General features: G+C 72.6%; 15 protein-coding genes, 1 pseudogene and 1 riboswitch. Of the genes and pseudogenes, 5 read left to right on the plus strand and 11 right to left on the minus strand.

Annotation, left to right across the window (positions count from 1 at the left end; genetic code table 11):
• Window positions 1-31 precede the first annotated feature (31 nt).
• Window positions 32-613, minus strand: coding sequence for a helix-turn-helix transcriptional regulator (locus tag BFV98_RS17650; protein WP_013283582.1), 582 nt, complete (start codon window positions 611-613; stop codon window positions 32-34).
• 212 nt (window positions 614-825) lie between these two features.
• On the opposite strand from BFV98_RS17650, the gene BFV98_RS17655 reads away from it, so the two are divergent.
• On the plus strand, window positions 826-2,871 hold the full coding sequence (locus tag BFV98_RS17655) for an AAA family ATPase (protein WP_071097113.1): 2,046 nt from the start codon (window positions 826-828) through the stop codon (window positions 2,869-2,871).
• Window positions 2,872-2,952: 81 nt separating this feature from the next.
• On the opposite strand, the gene BFV98_RS17660 is transcribed toward BFV98_RS17655, so the two are convergent.
• Genes BFV98_RS17660 through BFV98_RS17675 form a run of 4 tightly spaced genes read right to left on the minus strand, consistent with a single transcriptional unit; the run spans window position 2,953 to window position 5,176 of the window.
• Window positions 2,953-3,552, minus strand: coding sequence for a hypothetical protein (locus BFV98_RS17660; protein WP_013283580.1), 600 nt, complete (start codon window positions 3,550-3,552; stop codon window positions 2,953-2,955).
• 4 nt (window positions 3,553-3,556) lie between these two features.
• Window positions 3,557-3,910: a YbaB/EbfC family nucleoid-associated protein gene (locus BFV98_RS17665; RefSeq protein WP_013283579.1), complete on the minus strand. Its 354-nt coding sequence runs from the start codon at window positions 3,908-3,910 to the stop codon at window positions 3,557-3,559.
• A 9-nt stretch (window positions 3,911-3,919) separates the two neighbouring features.
• On the minus strand, window positions 3,920-4,846 hold the full coding sequence (locus tag BFV98_RS17670) for a WXG100 family type VII secretion target (protein WP_013283578.1): 927 nt from the start codon (window positions 4,844-4,846) through the stop codon (window positions 3,920-3,922).
• 9 nt (window positions 4,847-4,855) lie between these two features.
• Complete coding sequence (locus tag BFV98_RS17675; protein WP_013283577.1) at window positions 4,856-5,176, minus strand: type VII secretion target; 321 nt, start codon at window positions 5,174-5,176, stop codon at window positions 4,856-4,858.
• Window positions 5,177-5,325: 149 nt separating this feature from the next.
• Here BFV98_RS17675 and BFV98_RS17680 point away from each other — a divergent pair, with 149 nt between their 5' ends.
• The 3 genes from BFV98_RS17680 to BFV98_RS17690 are packed head-to-tail and all read left to right on the plus strand — an operon-like array spanning window position 5,326 to window position 7,812.
• A complete protein-coding gene (locus BFV98_RS17680) occupies window positions 5,326-6,213 on the plus strand; it encodes an ABC transporter ATP-binding protein (protein ID WP_013283576.1) in 888 nt (295 codons plus the stop codon).
• Window positions 6,214-6,222: 9 nt separating this feature from the next.
• Window positions 6,223-6,960: an ABC transporter permease gene (locus BFV98_RS17685; RefSeq protein ID WP_013283575.1), complete on the plus strand. Its 738-nt coding sequence runs from the start codon at window positions 6,223-6,225 to the stop codon at window positions 6,958-6,960.
• A 45-nt stretch (window positions 6,961-7,005) separates the two neighbouring features.
• Window positions 7,006-7,812, plus strand: a complete 807-nt coding sequence (locus BFV98_RS17690) for a VOC family protein (RefSeq protein WP_221488161.1) — start codon at window positions 7,006-7,008, stop codon at window positions 7,810-7,812.
• 123 nt (window positions 7,813-7,935) lie between these two features.
• Here BFV98_RS17690 and BFV98_RS17695 read toward each other — a convergent pair whose 3' ends face one another.
• The 4 genes and pseudogenes from BFV98_RS17695 to BFV98_RS17710 form a co-directional block, all read right to left on the minus strand.
• On the minus strand, window positions 7,936-8,715 hold the full coding sequence (locus BFV98_RS17695) for an ABC transporter ATP-binding protein (RefSeq protein ID WP_071097115.1): 780 nt from the start codon (window positions 8,713-8,715) through the stop codon (window positions 7,936-7,938).
• The gene (locus BFV98_RS17700) at window positions 8,712-9,806 is read right to left on the minus strand and encodes a FecCD family ABC transporter permease (RefSeq protein WP_369752213.1); all 1,095 of its coding nucleotides are present in this window, start codon (window positions 9,804-9,806) and stop codon (window positions 8,712-8,714) included. The genes BFV98_RS17695 and BFV98_RS17700 overlap by 4 nt, the downstream gene beginning before the upstream one ends.
• Before the next feature lie 77 nt (window positions 9,807-9,883).
• Window positions 9,884-10,816 (minus strand): ABC transporter substrate-binding protein, encoded by a 933-nt coding sequence (locus tag BFV98_RS17705; RefSeq protein WP_071097117.1) that lies wholly within the window; start codon window positions 10,814-10,816, stop codon window positions 9,884-9,886.
• Window positions 10,817-10,923: 107 nt separating this feature from the next.
• A riboswitch (cobalamin riboswitch) is annotated at window positions 10,924-11,017 on the minus strand.
• Window positions 11,018-11,137: 120 nt separating this feature from the next.
• A pseudogene (locus BFV98_RS17710) lies at window positions 11,138-12,457 on the minus strand (M14 family metallopeptidase); the annotation flags it as partial.
• A 205-nt stretch (window positions 12,458-12,662) separates the two neighbouring features.
• On the opposite strand from BFV98_RS17710, the gene BFV98_RS17715 reads away from it, so the two are divergent.
• Window positions 12,663-14,003: a C39 family peptidase gene (locus BFV98_RS17715; protein ID WP_013473537.1), complete on the plus strand. Its 1,341-nt coding sequence runs from the start codon at window positions 12,663-12,665 to the stop codon at window positions 14,001-14,003.
• An 84-nt stretch (window positions 14,004-14,087) separates the two neighbouring features.
• Here BFV98_RS17715 and BFV98_RS17720 read toward each other — a convergent pair whose 3' ends face one another.
• Together BFV98_RS17720 and BFV98_RS17725 are read right to left on the minus strand one after the other, a co-directional pair.
• A complete protein-coding gene (locus tag BFV98_RS17720; RefSeq protein ID WP_071097119.1) occupies window positions 14,088-14,372 on the minus strand; it encodes a DUF4229 domain-containing protein in 285 nt (94 codons plus the stop codon).
• 26 nt (window positions 14,373-14,398) lie between these two features.
• Window positions 14,399-14,827: a hypothetical protein gene (locus BFV98_RS17725; protein ID WP_013283567.1), complete on the minus strand. Its 429-nt coding sequence runs from the start codon at window positions 14,825-14,827 to the stop codon at window positions 14,399-14,401.
• Between the last annotated feature and the right edge of the window lies 1 nt (window position 14,828).

Consider the following 14,828-nt stretch of genomic DNA (forward strand, 5'->3'; position numbering starts at 1 on the left):
TAATCCTTCACAACTGACGCGCGCAACCCCCTCAGTCGACGGGCATCGCCCGGTACTGCGTCGCCACCGGCCGGGCCCCGGCCGGCGGATCGGTCCGGGTCCGCCGCCGGTACGGCTCCATCAGCGCCTGGATCGCCTGGTTCAGCTCGGTCAGCTCCTCGGCGGTCATGAGCAGCATGCTGTCGCTGAACCAGGTCGCCGCGTACCACTCCGGCGACTCGTCCGGCGCGCGGCGCAACCAGTCCCGGACCCGCTGGGCGTCGCGGACCATGTGCGCCTCGACCAGGGCCGCCTCGGCGGCACGCGCCTCCGGGTCGGCGTCCGGCCCCACCTCGACGTGGTACGACGGATTCACCGCCTGCCAGAGCCGCTCCCGGGCGTCACCCCGCCCGGGCGCCTGCTGGACCAGCCCGAACTTCGCCAGCTCGCGCAGGTGATAGCTGGTGGCGCTCGGCGAGAGGCCGGCGATCTCGGCGCACTCGGTGGCCGTCGCACCGCCCTCCAGCGTGCCGAGATGTTCCATGATCGCCATGCGGGCCGGGTGAGCGAGTGCCCGCATCACCTGCGGATCACTGATCGTCACCCGGCTCCGGCCGGGAAGCGCCTCGGTCATGCCTCAATGATTGCCGCCACGCCGGACCGGCCGACACACACCCCGCGGTCGACACCCGAAATCCGTTGGCGCGACCTGTCGGTGCTCCCGTAGCGTGGAGGACCGCCCGACGGCCGCGGTGAGCATGCACCGCAGCGGACGTCCCCGCGCCGGGAGCAGGCCAACCGCCCCGGACACGCGAGCGAGCCTCAGTTGAGCCATCGGAGTTCATCGTGCCCGCAACCGACCTTGACGCCATACCGAGCCTCGACGCCGAACTGGCCGCCGAGCGTGCCCACCTCGACGCCTCCCGCGCCGCGCTGACCCGGATGCGGGAACGCGCCGAGGCGCTCTTCTCCACCGGCGACAAGGTGGCCGGAGACTCGTACACAGCCGAGCAGCTCGGCCGGCACATGGCCCGGCGGGTCAAGGAGCTGGCCGACGACCCGACCACCCCGCTGTTCTTCGGCCGCCTGGACTTCGGCGGCGACGACCCGGACCACGCCGGGCGGGAGTACCACGTCGGGCGGCGGCACGTCACCGACGAGCTGGGCGAACCGCTGGTGCTGGACTGGCGGGCCCCGGTCTCCCGGTCCTTCTACCGGGCGAGCGCGCGCGACCCGCAGGGTGTCGCCGTACGCCGCCGGTTCGGGTTCAGCGCCGGGACGCTGACCAGCTTCGAGGACGAGCACCTGGACCGGGGCGAGGAACTCGGCACCGCCAGCCGCATCCTCACCGCCGAGATCGAGCGCCCCCGCGTCGGCCCGATGCGCGACATCGTCGCCACCATCCAGCCGGAGCAGGACGAGCTGGTCCGGGCCGATCTGACCGACTCGATCTGCGTGCAGGGCGCGCCCGGCACCGGGAAGACGGCGGTCGGGCTGCACCGCGCCGCGTACCTGCTCTATCTGCACCGGGAACGGCTGCGCCGCTCGGGCGTGCTGATCGTCGGGCCGAACCGGGCGTTCCTGTCGTACATCGCGGCGGTGCTGCCCGCGCTCGGTGAGGTCGAGGTCGAGCAGGCCACAGTGGAGGACCTGGTCGCGCGGGTGCCGGTCCGCGCGGTCGACGACCCGGCCGCCGCCGCGCTCAAGCACGACGTCCGGATGGCCGAGGTGCTGCGCCGGGCCGTCGAGGCCCACATCGGTACGCCGACCGAGCCGATCATGGTGTCGGACGGCTCGTACCGGTGGCGGATCGGGCTGGACCCGCTGCACCGGCTGGTCACCGAGACTCGCGGGGAAGGGCTGCCCTACGCCACCGGCCGGGAGCGGGTCCGGGCGCGGGTGGTGGGGCTGCTGCAACGCCAGGCGGAGGCGCGCCGGGCGGAGTCACCGAGCGACGCCTGGCTGCGCCGGATGAGCCGGATCAAGCCGGTCACCGACCTGCTCGACGCGGTCTGGCCGGCGCTCACCCCGGACGGGCTGGTGCACCGGCTGCGTACCGACGCCGACGCGCTCGCCGCCGCCGCGGACGGCCTGCTCACGCCCGAGGAGCAGGAGCTGTTCCGCTCCGGCAAGATCAGCCGCACCGCGAAGGCGACCCGGTGGACCGCCGCCGACGCGGTACTCATCGACGAGGTGGCCGGGCTGCTGGAACGGCCCGCCGGCTTCGGGCACGTGGTGGTCGACGAGGCGCAGGACCTCTCCCCGATGCAGTGCCGGGCCATCGCCCGGCGCAGCGAGCACGGCTCGATCACGCTGCTCGGCGACCTGGCCCAGGGCACCGCGCCGTGGGCGGCCACCGACTGGCGGGACTCCCTGGCCCACCTGGGCAAGCCGGACGCGGCAGTGGTGCCGCTGAGCGTGGGCTTCCGGGTACCCGCCGCCGTGGTGGCGTTCGCGAACCGGCTGCTGCCGGCGCTCGCCGTCGACGTACCCCCGGCCCGGTCGCTGCGCAACGACGGCGCGCTCGATGTGCGTACCGCCGAGGACCTGACGGCCGCGACGGTGGCCGAGGTGCGGGCGGCGCTCGCGCACGACGGCTCGGTCGGTGTGATCGCGGCGGACGACGCGGTCGACCGGCTCCGCGCGGCGCTCGCCGACGCGGGCGTCGAGACCGCTACGGCCGACGACGTCGAGGCCGCGGCGCGCGTCACTGTGGTCCCGGCGACGCTGGTGAAGGGCCTGGAGTACGACCACGTGGTGGTCGTCGAGCCGGCCGCGATCGTGGCCGCCGAGCCGCGTGGGCTGCACCGCCTCTACGTGGTGCTGACCCGGGCGGTCTCCCGCCTGGCCGTGCTGCACCGCGAGCCGCTGCCCGCGCCGCTGACCGCCTGACGAGGAGGCCCGGCCGCGCGGACGTGGACGGCCGACCGCGGTCCTCGACGGCCCGCCGCGGGCCCGGCGGGGCGGGTCCGGTCAGGCGGACAGCGCGGCGGCGACCTCGCGCAGCGGGCGGCCGGACTCGGCGATCGGCACGGTGAACGACAACCAGGAGCCGTCGGTGAAGTCGATCCGCAGCCGCTTCGGGTTGAGCCGGTGCCAGCCCACCCGCGCGGAGGCGATCTCGCCGCGCGCGGCCGACCACGCCACGGCGGTCTCGGCCAGCGCGCGTTCCTCGGCCTCGCGCCCGGCGAGCAGCTTGACTCCGCCGGTCCGGCAGACCAGCAACCGCCGCTCGGTGACCGCGAGCAGCGTCTCCCGGACCTGGAGGTCGGGCCGGGGCGGGCGGAGCGCGCGATGTAGGCGGGAGGCGGCGGTGCCGGGGGCGCCGCGTCCTGCGATCCCCCAGCCGATCGCGTCGACCAGGCGGTCGCCGCGGTCCCAGGTGGCCAGTGGCAGCAGCACGTTGAGCAGCACCGAGCCGATCGTCCGCCGGCTCGGCTCGGCAGTGGACTCCGGCTCGGGCGGCGGCGCCGGAGCGAGCCCCTGGCCGACGTCGGCCTTGGCGTGGGCCAGGACACGCTCGCCCGGCTCGACGAGCAGGCCGATCCGGTCGCGGTATCTGGTCTCGTCCATCGGCTCAGTATCGGTCGTGGCCGTAGCCGTCGTCGGCGGGGCGCTCCGCACCCGGCGCGTTGCCCATCACCTCGCCGACGATCTCGCGTACGCGGGCGGCGGCGGCCTCCTGCGCCCGGTTCGCCGCCGAGGTGATCTCCTCGGCGAGCGTGTACGAGTCGAAGCGCATGGCCCGCGCGTTGATGTCGGTAGAGAGGATCTTGCCGTCGGCCGCGGCCACGACAGTGACCAGGCCGGAGTCGCTCACCCCCTCGGCGCTGCTCTGCTCCAGCTCGGCCATCCGCGCGCCGAGTTCGCGCTGCCACCCGTCCAGGTTGCGGGCCAGCGCCTCGATCCGGTCCAGGGCCGGGAACGTCATTGCTGCCTCTCAGTTCACGATCGAGTCGAACACGTTCTGCACGCCGTTGGTGTACGGGCCGAGATCCTCGCGGTACGTGCCGTCCACCAGGTAGTTGCGGTCCTTGCGCCCGTCGGAGACGTCGTGCAGGCCCATCCCGGTGTCGAGCAGGGCGCCGCCGATGCCCGGGATGTTCACCGGGGACGCCTGGTTGATGGCGAACTTGCCGGGGAAGAGGATCGCAGCGCGTTTGATCTTGAACGCGAACGCCTCCCTGGTGTAGCCGGACTTGTTCCACGCCCGGTACGCCTTCTTGGCCTGCCGCAGCTCCAGCACCACCCGGCGGTAGCGCATGAGAAGCTCGGCGACCTTCTCCAGCTTGGTGACCAGCTTGGTGAGGATCTCCGCGAACCGGGCCACGATCTTGACCATGCGGCCGACGGTGGTGGCCAGCCGGGCCAGCACGCGCACCACAGTGGCCGCCAGTGTCACACCGGCGCTCAGCACGGCCGCCACGGCGGCGATGATGACCTCGGTCAGGAACCAGAGCAGGAACTCCAGAATCAGCTCGACCAGCAGGTTGAAGGCGTCCACAGCGGCGTTCGCCGCGTCGACCAGCACCTCCTTGGTGCCGTCCAGCCCTTTCGCCAGCTCCTCGATCGCCTCCTCGACCGACTCCATCGAGGCGTGGAACTTGTCCGCCGCGTCGCCGTCCCAGGCGCCGCGCAGCCGGGCCCGGTCGGCGACCTGGTCCCCGGCGATCCGCCGGACCGCCTCCCCGGTGGTCAGCGCGAGCTGGGCCGCCCGCATCAGATCGTCCGGCTCACCGGCGACCAGTTCCAGGAGCTGCTCGAACGGCCACAGCACCGCGTTCGACAGCGGCTTGAACGGGTCGGGCGTGCCCGACACGATCTGCTCGAAGTAGGTCTTGTTGCGCTGCAGCGCCTCGGTGCTCATCCCGCCCCCTCAGACGCCCGGCTTGAACATGTCGGTGTTCGCCACGTCCGTGCCGGTGTAGGCCTCTGCGGTGTCGTCGAGCCCTTCGGCGATGTCGGCCATCACCTCGGCGCCGTCCGCCAGCCCTTCCAGGCACGCCTCGAACTGCTGCTCGTACGCGGCGGCGAGGCTGAACGACGCGGGCATGACGCCGAAGGAGTGCCGGGCCACGTGGCCGTCGCGGAACGCCCGCTCCAGCTCGCGGAACCGGCCGGCCCGGTCCCGGGAGGCGGCGGCGAACGACCTCAGCGCCTCCGGCTGGACGTCGAGATTCCTGCTCGGACTGGTCACGGACCCTCCCCAGTGTCCGGTCGGAACTTCCACCGTCGTCGACGGCGCCACCAGACTAGGGGATGCGAGCACCCGGTCAGGGGACAGCGCGGCTGGCGGGCGCACGGTAGACAGGGGAGGCACAGCCCTTCCGCCCGAGGAGATCGCCGATGATCCTGGCCCAGGCCGAACAGGTCAGCCGCCGCTACGGCGACGTGCTGGCGCTGGACCGGGTCGACCTGACCGTCCGGGCCGGCGAGCTGGTCGGCCTGCTCGGGCCGAACGGCGCCGGCAAGAGCACGCTGATCAACCTGCTGGTCGGGCTGCGCCGCCCCACCGCCGGCCGGGTCGAGCTGTGCGGCGGCGACCCGCGCGACCCGGCGAGCCGGCGGCAGCTCGGGGTCACCCCGCAGGAGACCGGCCTGCCCGGCACGCTGCGGGTCGGCGAGGTGGTCGACTTCGTCTCCGCGCACTTCCCCGACCCGGTGCCGCGAGGCGAGCTGCTCGACCGGTTCGGCCTCGCCGACCAGGTCCGCCGGCAGACCGGCGGCCTCTCCGGCGGGCAGCGTCGCCGGCTCGCCGTGGCGCTGGCGTTCGTCGGCCGTCCCCGGCTGGTGGTGCTCGACGAGCCGACCACCGGCCTCGACGTGGAGGCGCGGCACGCGCTCTGGGACGCGATCCGCGGCTTCCACGCCGACGGTGGCACCGTGCTGCTGAGCAGCCACTATCTGGAGGAGGTGGAGGCGCTCGCGCAGCGGGTGGTGGTGATCGGCCACGGGCGGGTGCTCGCCGACGACTCGGTGGCGGCGATCCGCGGGATCGTCGGCGTACGCCGGGTCAGCCTGGTCGCCGACGACCTGCCGGCGCTGCCGGGCGTGGTCACCACCGAACGCGCCGACGGGCGGGTGCACCTGCTCACCACCGACGCCGACCAGCTCGTCCGCGACCTGGTCACCTCCGGGGTGCCGTTCCACGATCTGGAGGTCCGGCCCACCTCGCTGGAGGAGGCGTTCCTCGCCATCACGGCCGACGACCGGCCCGCGCCCACCCCTGCCTAGGAGACCGCCGTGCCGCTCGCCCTGATCCACGCCCGCTACCACCTGTTGGAGATCATCCGGGTGCCGGTGGCGGTGGTGGGCAGCGCGTTCTTCCCCGCCGCCTCGATGCTCTTCTTCGTGGTGCCGTTCGCCGGCGACGACCCGGTCGGCGCCACCTACGCCACCGCCGCCATGGTGACCTTCGCGGTGATGACCGCCAACATCTTCCAGTACGGCGTAGGCGTCTCCGAGGACCGCGACCAGCCCTGGAACCCGTACACCCGGACCCTGCCGACCGGACCGGCGCCGCGGCTGGCCGGGCGGATCCTGGCCGGGGTGGTCCTGACCTACGTCTCGATGATCCCGGTGGTGGTGATCGCGGCGGTCGCCACCGACGCCCGGGTCAGCGCGGTGCAGTTCCTGCTCGGCCTGGGCGCGGTCGCCGTGGTCTCGGTGCCGTTCACGCTGCTCGGCCTGGCGATCGGCTACTCGCTGCCGAGCAAGGCCGCGATCGTGGTGGCGCAGGTGATCTTCTTCCCGCTCGCGTTCGGCGGTGGCCTGCTCTCCGGGCCGGACGACGCGCCCGGCTTCATCAAGGCGATCGCGCCCTACCTGCCGACCCGGGGCGCCGTGGAACTGATCTGGGCGGCGGTCACCGACTTCCGGCCGGACACCCGGGCGCTGGTGATGCTCGTGGTCTGGGTGCTGGTGCTCGCCGCGCTCGCCGGCTGGGCGTACCGGCGGGACGAGGGACGCCGCTTCAGCTGACCTTTTGTCCGGTTCCGGCCCGGTGGCCGACCCGGCGGTGCCACGATGCCGACAGGGCGGGCGAGCGGGCCGCCCCCGGCGAGAGGGGTCACCGTGAACGGCGTCGAGCCCGGCACGCCCTGCTGGACGGACCTGGCCACGCCCGGTCTGGACGACGCCCGACGGTTCTACCCCGAGCTGTTCGGCTGGACCGGAGAGATCTCCCCCGAACCGGAAGCCGGCGGCTACACCGTCTTCCGCAAGGACGGCAAGGCGGTCGCCGGGGCCGGGCCACCCGGTACGCCGGACCAGGTGCCGGTCTGGTCCACGTACGTGGCGACCGACGACGCCGATCTGGTCGCGACCCGGGTGGAGGCGGCCGGCGGGCAGGTGGTCGTATCCCCGTTCGACGTCGCGCAGCAGGGCCGGATGGCGGTGCTCGCCGACCCGGCCGGCGCGGTGTTCAGCGTGTGGCAGCCGATGGCGATGCGCGGGGCCGAGCTGTACAACGCGCCGGGCGCGATGTGCTGGAACGAGCTGGTCACGCCCGACCCGGAAGGTGCGAAGGAGTTCTACGCGCTGGTCTTCGGCTGGCATCCGGAGGAGCGCCCGGCCGGACCGGTCGCGTACACCGGGTGGCGCTGCGGCGCCCGGATCGTCGCCGGGATGCTGCCCCGGGCCGAGCCGATGCCGACGGACCTGCCCGCGTACTGGGCGGTGTACTTCGCGGTGGAGGACGCCGACGCCACCGCCGCCCGGGCCGCCGAGCTGGGCGGCACCATCCTCGTCCCGCCGCGCGACAACCCGGCCGGACGCAGCGCCGCCCTGCGCGACCCCGACGGCGCCCTCTTCTCCGTCTCCACCCTGCGCTGACCCCCCCCCGCGCCCGCCCGGCACTGCTGTCGATCTTGCAGTTACAGCCCTCGCGATGCGGCATACACACCTTTTGCCGGGGCCTGAAGTGCAAGATCAACGGCGCGGGAGGTGGGGTGGGGGTCAGGTGGGGCGGACGGGGACCACCAAGGGGCCGTGGTCGCCGGGGATGACGCGGATGTGGGCGCGGTAGTGGCGGGCCAGCAACTCCTCGGTGAGCACCTCCTCGGGCGGCCCGGCGGCAGCCACCCGGCCGTCGGCGAGCAGGACCAGGCGGTCGGCGTACTCGCCGGCGATCGAGAGGTCGTGCATGGTGGCGAGCACTGTCAGACCGTGCTCGCGGCGGAGCTGGTCGACCAGTTCCAGCACCTCCTGCTGGTGCCCGATGTCCAGCGCGCTCGTCGGCTCGTCGAGCAGCAGCAGGGTGGCGCCCTGGGCCAGCGCCCGGGCCAGGAAGACGCGCTGCCGCTCGCCGCCGGAGAGGGTGGCCAGCTCGCGGTGGGCGAACGGACCCAGGTCGAGCCGGTCCAGCACCTCGTGCACGGCGGCCAGGTCGGCGGCGGACTCGCGGCCCAGCGGCGGGATGTACGGGGTGCGCCCGAGCAGCGCGTAGTCGAACACCGACATGCCGATCGGTACGACAGGGGACTGCGCCACCGTGGCCACGATCCGGGCGCGGTCGCGGCGACGCAGCGCGCCGATCGGCGTACCGAAGAGGGCCACCTCGCCCGGGCCGGTGAGCAGGCCGCCGACGGCGCGCAACAGCGTCGACTTGCCGGCGCCGTTGGGTCCGATCACTGTGACCCACTCGCCCGCCGTGACTGTGAGGTCGACGCCGGCCAGGACCGGCGTGCCGCCGAGGGCGACGCGCAGGTCGTGGACGCGCACCGCGGGGGCGTTCACATCGCCACCCGGCGGGCGGTACGCAGGACCAGCACGAAGAACGGGCCGCCGAGCAGCGCGGTGACCACGCCGATCGGGATCTCGGCGGGTGCGGCGGCGGTCCGGGCGACCACGTCGGTCAGGGCGAGGAACGCGCCGCCGAACAGCATCGACAGCGGCAGGATCACCCGGTGGCTGGAACCGGCGAGCAGCCGCATGGTGTGCGGCACGATGATGCCGACGAAGCCGATCAGCCCGGACGCCGAGACGGCGGCGGCGGTGCCGAGCGACGCGGCGGCGATCAGCAGGTAGCGGGAGCGCTGCGGGTGCAGGCCGAGACCGGCGGCCTCGTCGTCGCCGACGGAGAGCACGTCCAGCTCACGCCGGTGCAGCAGCACCACCACGGAGGTGAGCACGAAGTACGGCAGGACCAGCCACACGTCGTGCCAGCCGGCGGTTGCCAGCCGCCCGAGCAGCCAGGAGTAGACCTGCTGGATGTTGTCGGAGTGCTGTTGCAGCAGGTACGTCTGCCCGGCGGCGAAGAACGCCGACACCGCCACCCCGGCGAGGATCAGCGTGGCCGGGGACCGGTCCCGGCCACCGGCGGCGCCGAGCAGGTACGTCAGCACGACCGCGCCGAGCGACCCGACGAACGCAGCCAGCGGAATGGTGATCGGCAGCCCGGTCAGCGCCCCGCCCGCACCGGCGCCGAGCACGATCGCCGCGGTGACCGCGAATCCGGCTCCGGCCGCCACGCCGAGCAGGTACGGGTCGGCCAGCGGGTTGCGGAAGACGCCCTGGTAGCAGCCGCCGGCCAGGGCGAGGAGCGCGCCGACGAGCAGGCCGAGCACGACCCGGGGCAGCCGCAGCTCGGTGATGATCGCGACTTCCCGCTCGGTGAGCCCGCTGTCCAGGTGCACCCCGGGCAGCAGGTTGAGCAGTTCGGCCGCGACGCTGCCGGGCGGCAGGCTGACCGGGCCGAGCGAGACGCCCGCGACCAGCGCGACGAGCACCGCCACGACACCGGCGAACAGCCAGCGCTTGCGCAGCCCGGCGGGCCGGATCGGGGCACCGGCCGCGCCGCGCGCCCCACGCCGCCCCGGGCGGGACAGCAGCCGGGCACCCGGCCGGGGCGCGTCGGGCGTCCCGGCCGGGTTCGGGGCGGATTCCGCCTGTCGTAGGGCCACGGTCAGGCCGGGACCTTGGCGGTGGCATCGACGATCACCTTGAGCAGTTCGACCACGCGCGGGCCCCAGCGCGAGGCGATGTCGTCGTCCAGCTCCACGATCTGGTTGTTCTTCACGGCGGTGATGCCGGACCAACCGCTGCGCGCCTTCACCGTGTCGGCGCTCTGCTTGCAGCACTTGGTGTCGGAGAGGAAGACGAAGTCGGGGTTCGCCTTGACGATGACCTCCTGGGAGAGCTGCGGGTAGCCGCCGTTCTTCCCGTCGGCGTCGGACGCGTCGGCGATGTTCTCCAGGCCGGCGAGCGCGTAGATGGTGCCGATGAAGGTCTTGCTGGTCGCGCTGTACAGCTCCGGGCCCAGCTCGTGGTAGTAGGTCGGCTTCTCCGTACGCTTCGGCAGGTCCTTGGTCAGCGCGGTGATGTCGTCCTTCATCTTCTGCACCACGGCGTCCGCCTCGGACCGGTGGCCGGTGAGCGTACCCAGGTCGGTGAGCTGCCGGTACGTGTCGTCGAGCGTGGCCGCGGCGGGGATCTGCAGGACCGGGATCTTCAGCGCGACGAGCTGGTCGGCGATCTTGTTGAGGTTGTCGGAGATCACCACCAGGTCGGGGTTGCGGGAGGCGACGGCCTCGGCGTTCGGCTGGTAGCCGGACAGGTCGGTGCGGGGCGCCTCGGCCGGGTAGTTCGACTGGTCGTCGACGGCGGTGACCTGCTTGCCGGCGCCGATGGCGAACAGCATCTCGGTGGAGGTCGGCGAGAGCGAGACGATCTTCTCGGGCCGCTTCTCCAGCGTCAGCTTGCCGACTGTGGCCGGGAACGCGCCGCCGGAACCGCTGGCGGCGGGGGTGTCGGTCGAGGTCTTCTCGGCGCAGCCGCCGAGGAGCAGCACGCCGGCCGCGAGCGCGGTGGCGAAGAGCCGGGGGGTACGTCGGGACATGGGGCCTCCTGTCGGTCGAGGAGTGTGGTGCTTCGCCGACAGGGGGAAAGGCCCGTCCGCGAGGCGCCCTTCCTCGAGAGCGCGTGTCGCGACCGGGCCTCAGGCGACCTGGCTCGTCCCACGTCCGTCGGCGCCGGCGGAAGGCCGGCGCCGCGCGTACGGGGCATCACAGTTGCGGGACAGCGCCGGTTTCACACCGGCTTCGCTGTGGCACGGTCGGTGCCACGGTAGCGCACGACCAGCGGAGATCGTCCGGACGGGCGGGGTGGGCGGGAACCCCGGCGGGGGTGGAACCGGGGTTCCCGCCCGGTGGTGAGGTCAGCAGTACTGGCTCTGCTTGCCGATCGCCCGGTACGGGCAGTCGGCGTACTCGGACAGGATCAGCACGGCCTCCCGGTTGCGTGAGGTCTGCGCCGGGATCACCTCGTCCGGCGGGTAGAAGCCGCCGCCGGAGGCCGAGCCGGGGTACATCTCGAAGGTGTACGCCCAGATCTTGTGGGCGCCCCACATCCAGTCGATGCTGGTGCCGTCGGCGATGTAGAGGTCGCTCGACTGTTCCGGGGTGTAGTTGTTCGTCGCCGCCATCTGCCGCCCGATGGTGGCGAAGGTGTTGTACTGGTCGGTGTTCATCCCGGTGGCGGTGTTGCTGTACGTGTATCCGTACGGCCAGAGCACCAGCTGCGAGTAGGTGTGGAAGTCGATGTTCGCCTTGATCTGCTGCACCCCGCCGACGACCCGGCTGTTGACGAAGTTGCGCAGCGCCGCGGTCTCCGGGGCGGAGAAGGCGGACGGGCCCCGGTAGGTGTCCGACGACTTCGTGCCGGACGAGCCGCCGCAGCAGCCCCACTGGTAGGCCCAGTTGCGGTTCAGGTCGGTGCCGATGGCTGTCGAACCGCTGTTGGGCTGCCGGTTCTTGCGCCAGGAGCGGTAGGAGCCGGTGGCGATGTCGTACTCGCTGCCGTCCGGGTTGACTGTGGGGACGATCCAGATCTCCCGGGAGTTGACGATGCTGCTGATCCGGGAGTCGCTGCCGTAGTTGTCGGTGAAGAGGTTGAGCAGGTAGATCGCCATCTCGACGGTCAGGTGCTCACGGGCGTGCTGCTGGGCGTTGAACAGGATCTCCGGCTCGGCCTCGTCGGTGGCGACGTTGTCGGAGATCTTCACCGCCATCAGGTCCCGGCCCTGGTACGACGTGCCGATGCTCAGCTTCCGGGCGATCGTCGGGTGGTCGGCGACCACCTTGTTCACCACGGCGGTCAGCTCGGCGTAGTCGTGGTAGTTCGAGTCGGCGGGCGGGAACGCGTTGGCGGTCATGCCCCCGTCGGCGTGGTTGTGCTCCGGCACGACGTCCTTCTCGAGCCGGAATCCGAGCCGGGTGATCGCGTTGGCCTCGGCCTTGGTCGCCGTGACGTGCAGCACGCCGTGCTCGGAGTAGTCGATCGCGGCACCGGTGGAGGCGACCGCGGTGCGGTCGGCCGCCGTACGCGGGCCGAGCACCCGGTAGGCGACGGTGGCCGGCTCACCGGAGCCTTCCGGTGCGGGCCGGGCGACGGCGGGCGCGGCGGCCGCGGTGACGATGGTCAGGCCGATGACGGCGGCGAGCGCCAGCCGGCGGCGGAGCGGAGAGGAGCGGAAGGCCATGGACAACCTCCTGGGGGTACGGGAGATCCCGTTGTCCGCACACTCCACCAGGAGACACATGGTCATATCAATATCTGTCTTTGCCTTGGGTCATCCCGACCTGATCGTCACTTCGGCAATGATTTTCTACGCCTGAACATCTGGCGAAACTTCCCGCCAAGCGCGACAGTGAACGGCAACGATGCCGTCTCCCTGTGGAGCTGCCATGTTCGGACGACCCATGCGCGCGGCCGCCCTCGCCGGCCTCACCGCGCTCACCCTCCTCGCCACCAGCGCACCGGTCCAGGCACAAGCCCCGCGACCGGGCGTCACGCACGACGAACAGATCACCTTTCAGGAGTTCTCCCGCTTCCCCGACTGGCGTAGCGGCTCCCACCAGGGCACCCGCGCCGTACCGGGCCGCCACCCGGCGCTGACCATCGGCCGCCCGGCCGGCACCACCGAGTTCACCGACGAGCACACCGGCACGACCCGCACCTGGGAGTACGCCACCTGGACCTCGCCCGAGCGGCGGATCGGCTTCGACGCCACCGAGATGGTCGCGTCGTGGAACGCCGCCACCCCGGCCGGCACCTGGATCCAGGTCGAGCTGCACGGCACGTACAACACCGGGGCACAGACCCCGTGGTACGTCATGGGCCGCTGGGCCTCCGGCGACCAGGACATCAAGCGCTCCACGCTGGACGGCCAGGGCGACCCGTGGTCGAGCATCTGGACCGACACGTTCTCGGTCGACGACGCCGACGCGGGGGTGCTGCTGCGCTCGTACCAGTTGCGGCTGACGCTCTACCGCGCGCCCGGCCAGGCCGCCGCGCCGCAGGTCCGGATGGTCGGCGCGATGGCGTCGAACGTCCCGGACCGGTTCACCGTCACCCCGAGCCGGGGCGGCATCGCCTGGGGCACCGAGCTGGCCGTGCCGCGCTACTCGCAGAACATCCACATCGGCGAGTACCCCGAGTACGACGGCGGCGGCGAGGCGTGGTGCTCGCCCACCTCGACGGAGATGGTGGTCGAGTACTGGGGCCGCAAGCCCTCGGCCGAGGACACCTCGTGGGTCGACCCCTCCTACCCCGACCCGACCGTCGACCACGCCGCCCGGATGACCTACGACTACGAGTACGAGGGCGCCGGCAACTGGCCGTTCAACACCGCGTACGCGTCGAGCTTCCCCGGCCTGGAGGCGCGGGTCACCCGGCTGCACTCGCTCGACGAGGCGGAACGGTTCATCAAGGCGGGCATCCCGGTGGTGACCTCGCAGTCGTTCCTCGCCAGCGAGCTGGACGGCGCCAACTACGGCACCTCCGGGCACCTGTTCGTGATCGTCGGCTTCACCGCCGACGGCGACGTGATCGTCAACGACCCGGCGTCCTCGTCGAACGACGCGGTCCGCAACGTCTACAAGCGGGAGCAGTTCGAGCAGATCTGGCTGCGTACCAAGCGCTACCGGGCCAACGGCACGGTGGCCTCCGGCTCCGGCGGCATCGCGTACCTGATCAAGCCGGCCGACCGGCCGTGGCCGGTCGTCCCGGGCTCGACCAACTGGTGAACGGCCCGGCCGGCCGGTGAACGGTTCGGCTGACCGGTGAAGGGCCCGGTGCCGTGTCCGGCGCCGGGCCCCTCGTTCGTCCGCTCAGCCGTCGCGGCGTTCGGCGCCCGGCTCGGCGCCCGGCTCGTCCTCACCGGCGAGCGCGGTGCGCAGCCGGTCCTTCTCCGCGCGCCGCCGCTCCGACGCCTCCGCCATCTCGCCGGCCATCTCGTCCCGCCAGTTGCGCAGCAGGAAGAACGACAGCGCGGCGGAGGAGATCAGCGCCACCATCAGCCGCAGGAACATGTTCATCTCGACGAACCAGAGGGCTGCCAGCACGGCGACGAACAGCCCGACCCGGCCCAGCGTGTACTTGACCGCCGCGCTCATTCCCGCATTCCCACTCTCTCCGTGCCTCAGCCCGTACGCCGGGCCAGCCAGTGCACGCCATGAAACCAGATGACGGCGTAGACCACGGTGAACACCGCCGCAGCCAACGCGCCGGTGAACAGCGCGGGCAGCCCCGAGGCCAGGCCCGCGGCCAGCAGACCGGCGAGGACGCCGAGCCCGAGACCGGCCAGCGCGGCCACCACCCGGGCGGCGCCGAACTCCCAGGCCCGGAACTCGTCCCAGAACAACCAGAGCGGCAGGATCACCGCGAGCCAGCCGTTCGTACCCCCGAAGCCGCTGTCGCCGACCGTGGCGAACGCGAACTCGAAGACCAGCAGCGCCAGCACCCCGATGACCAGGCCGGCCAGGCTCACCCCGAGCAGGTCACCGAGGGTGAGGATGCGCCCCTCGGCGTCGCGCCGGGGGAAGCCGCGCTGCTGTTCCTCGTCGCTCATC

The organism is Micromonospora sp. WMMB235 (assembly GCF_001855515.1).
Lineage (GTDB): Bacteria > Actinomycetota > Actinomycetes > Mycobacteriales > Micromonosporaceae > Micromonospora > Micromonospora aurantiaca.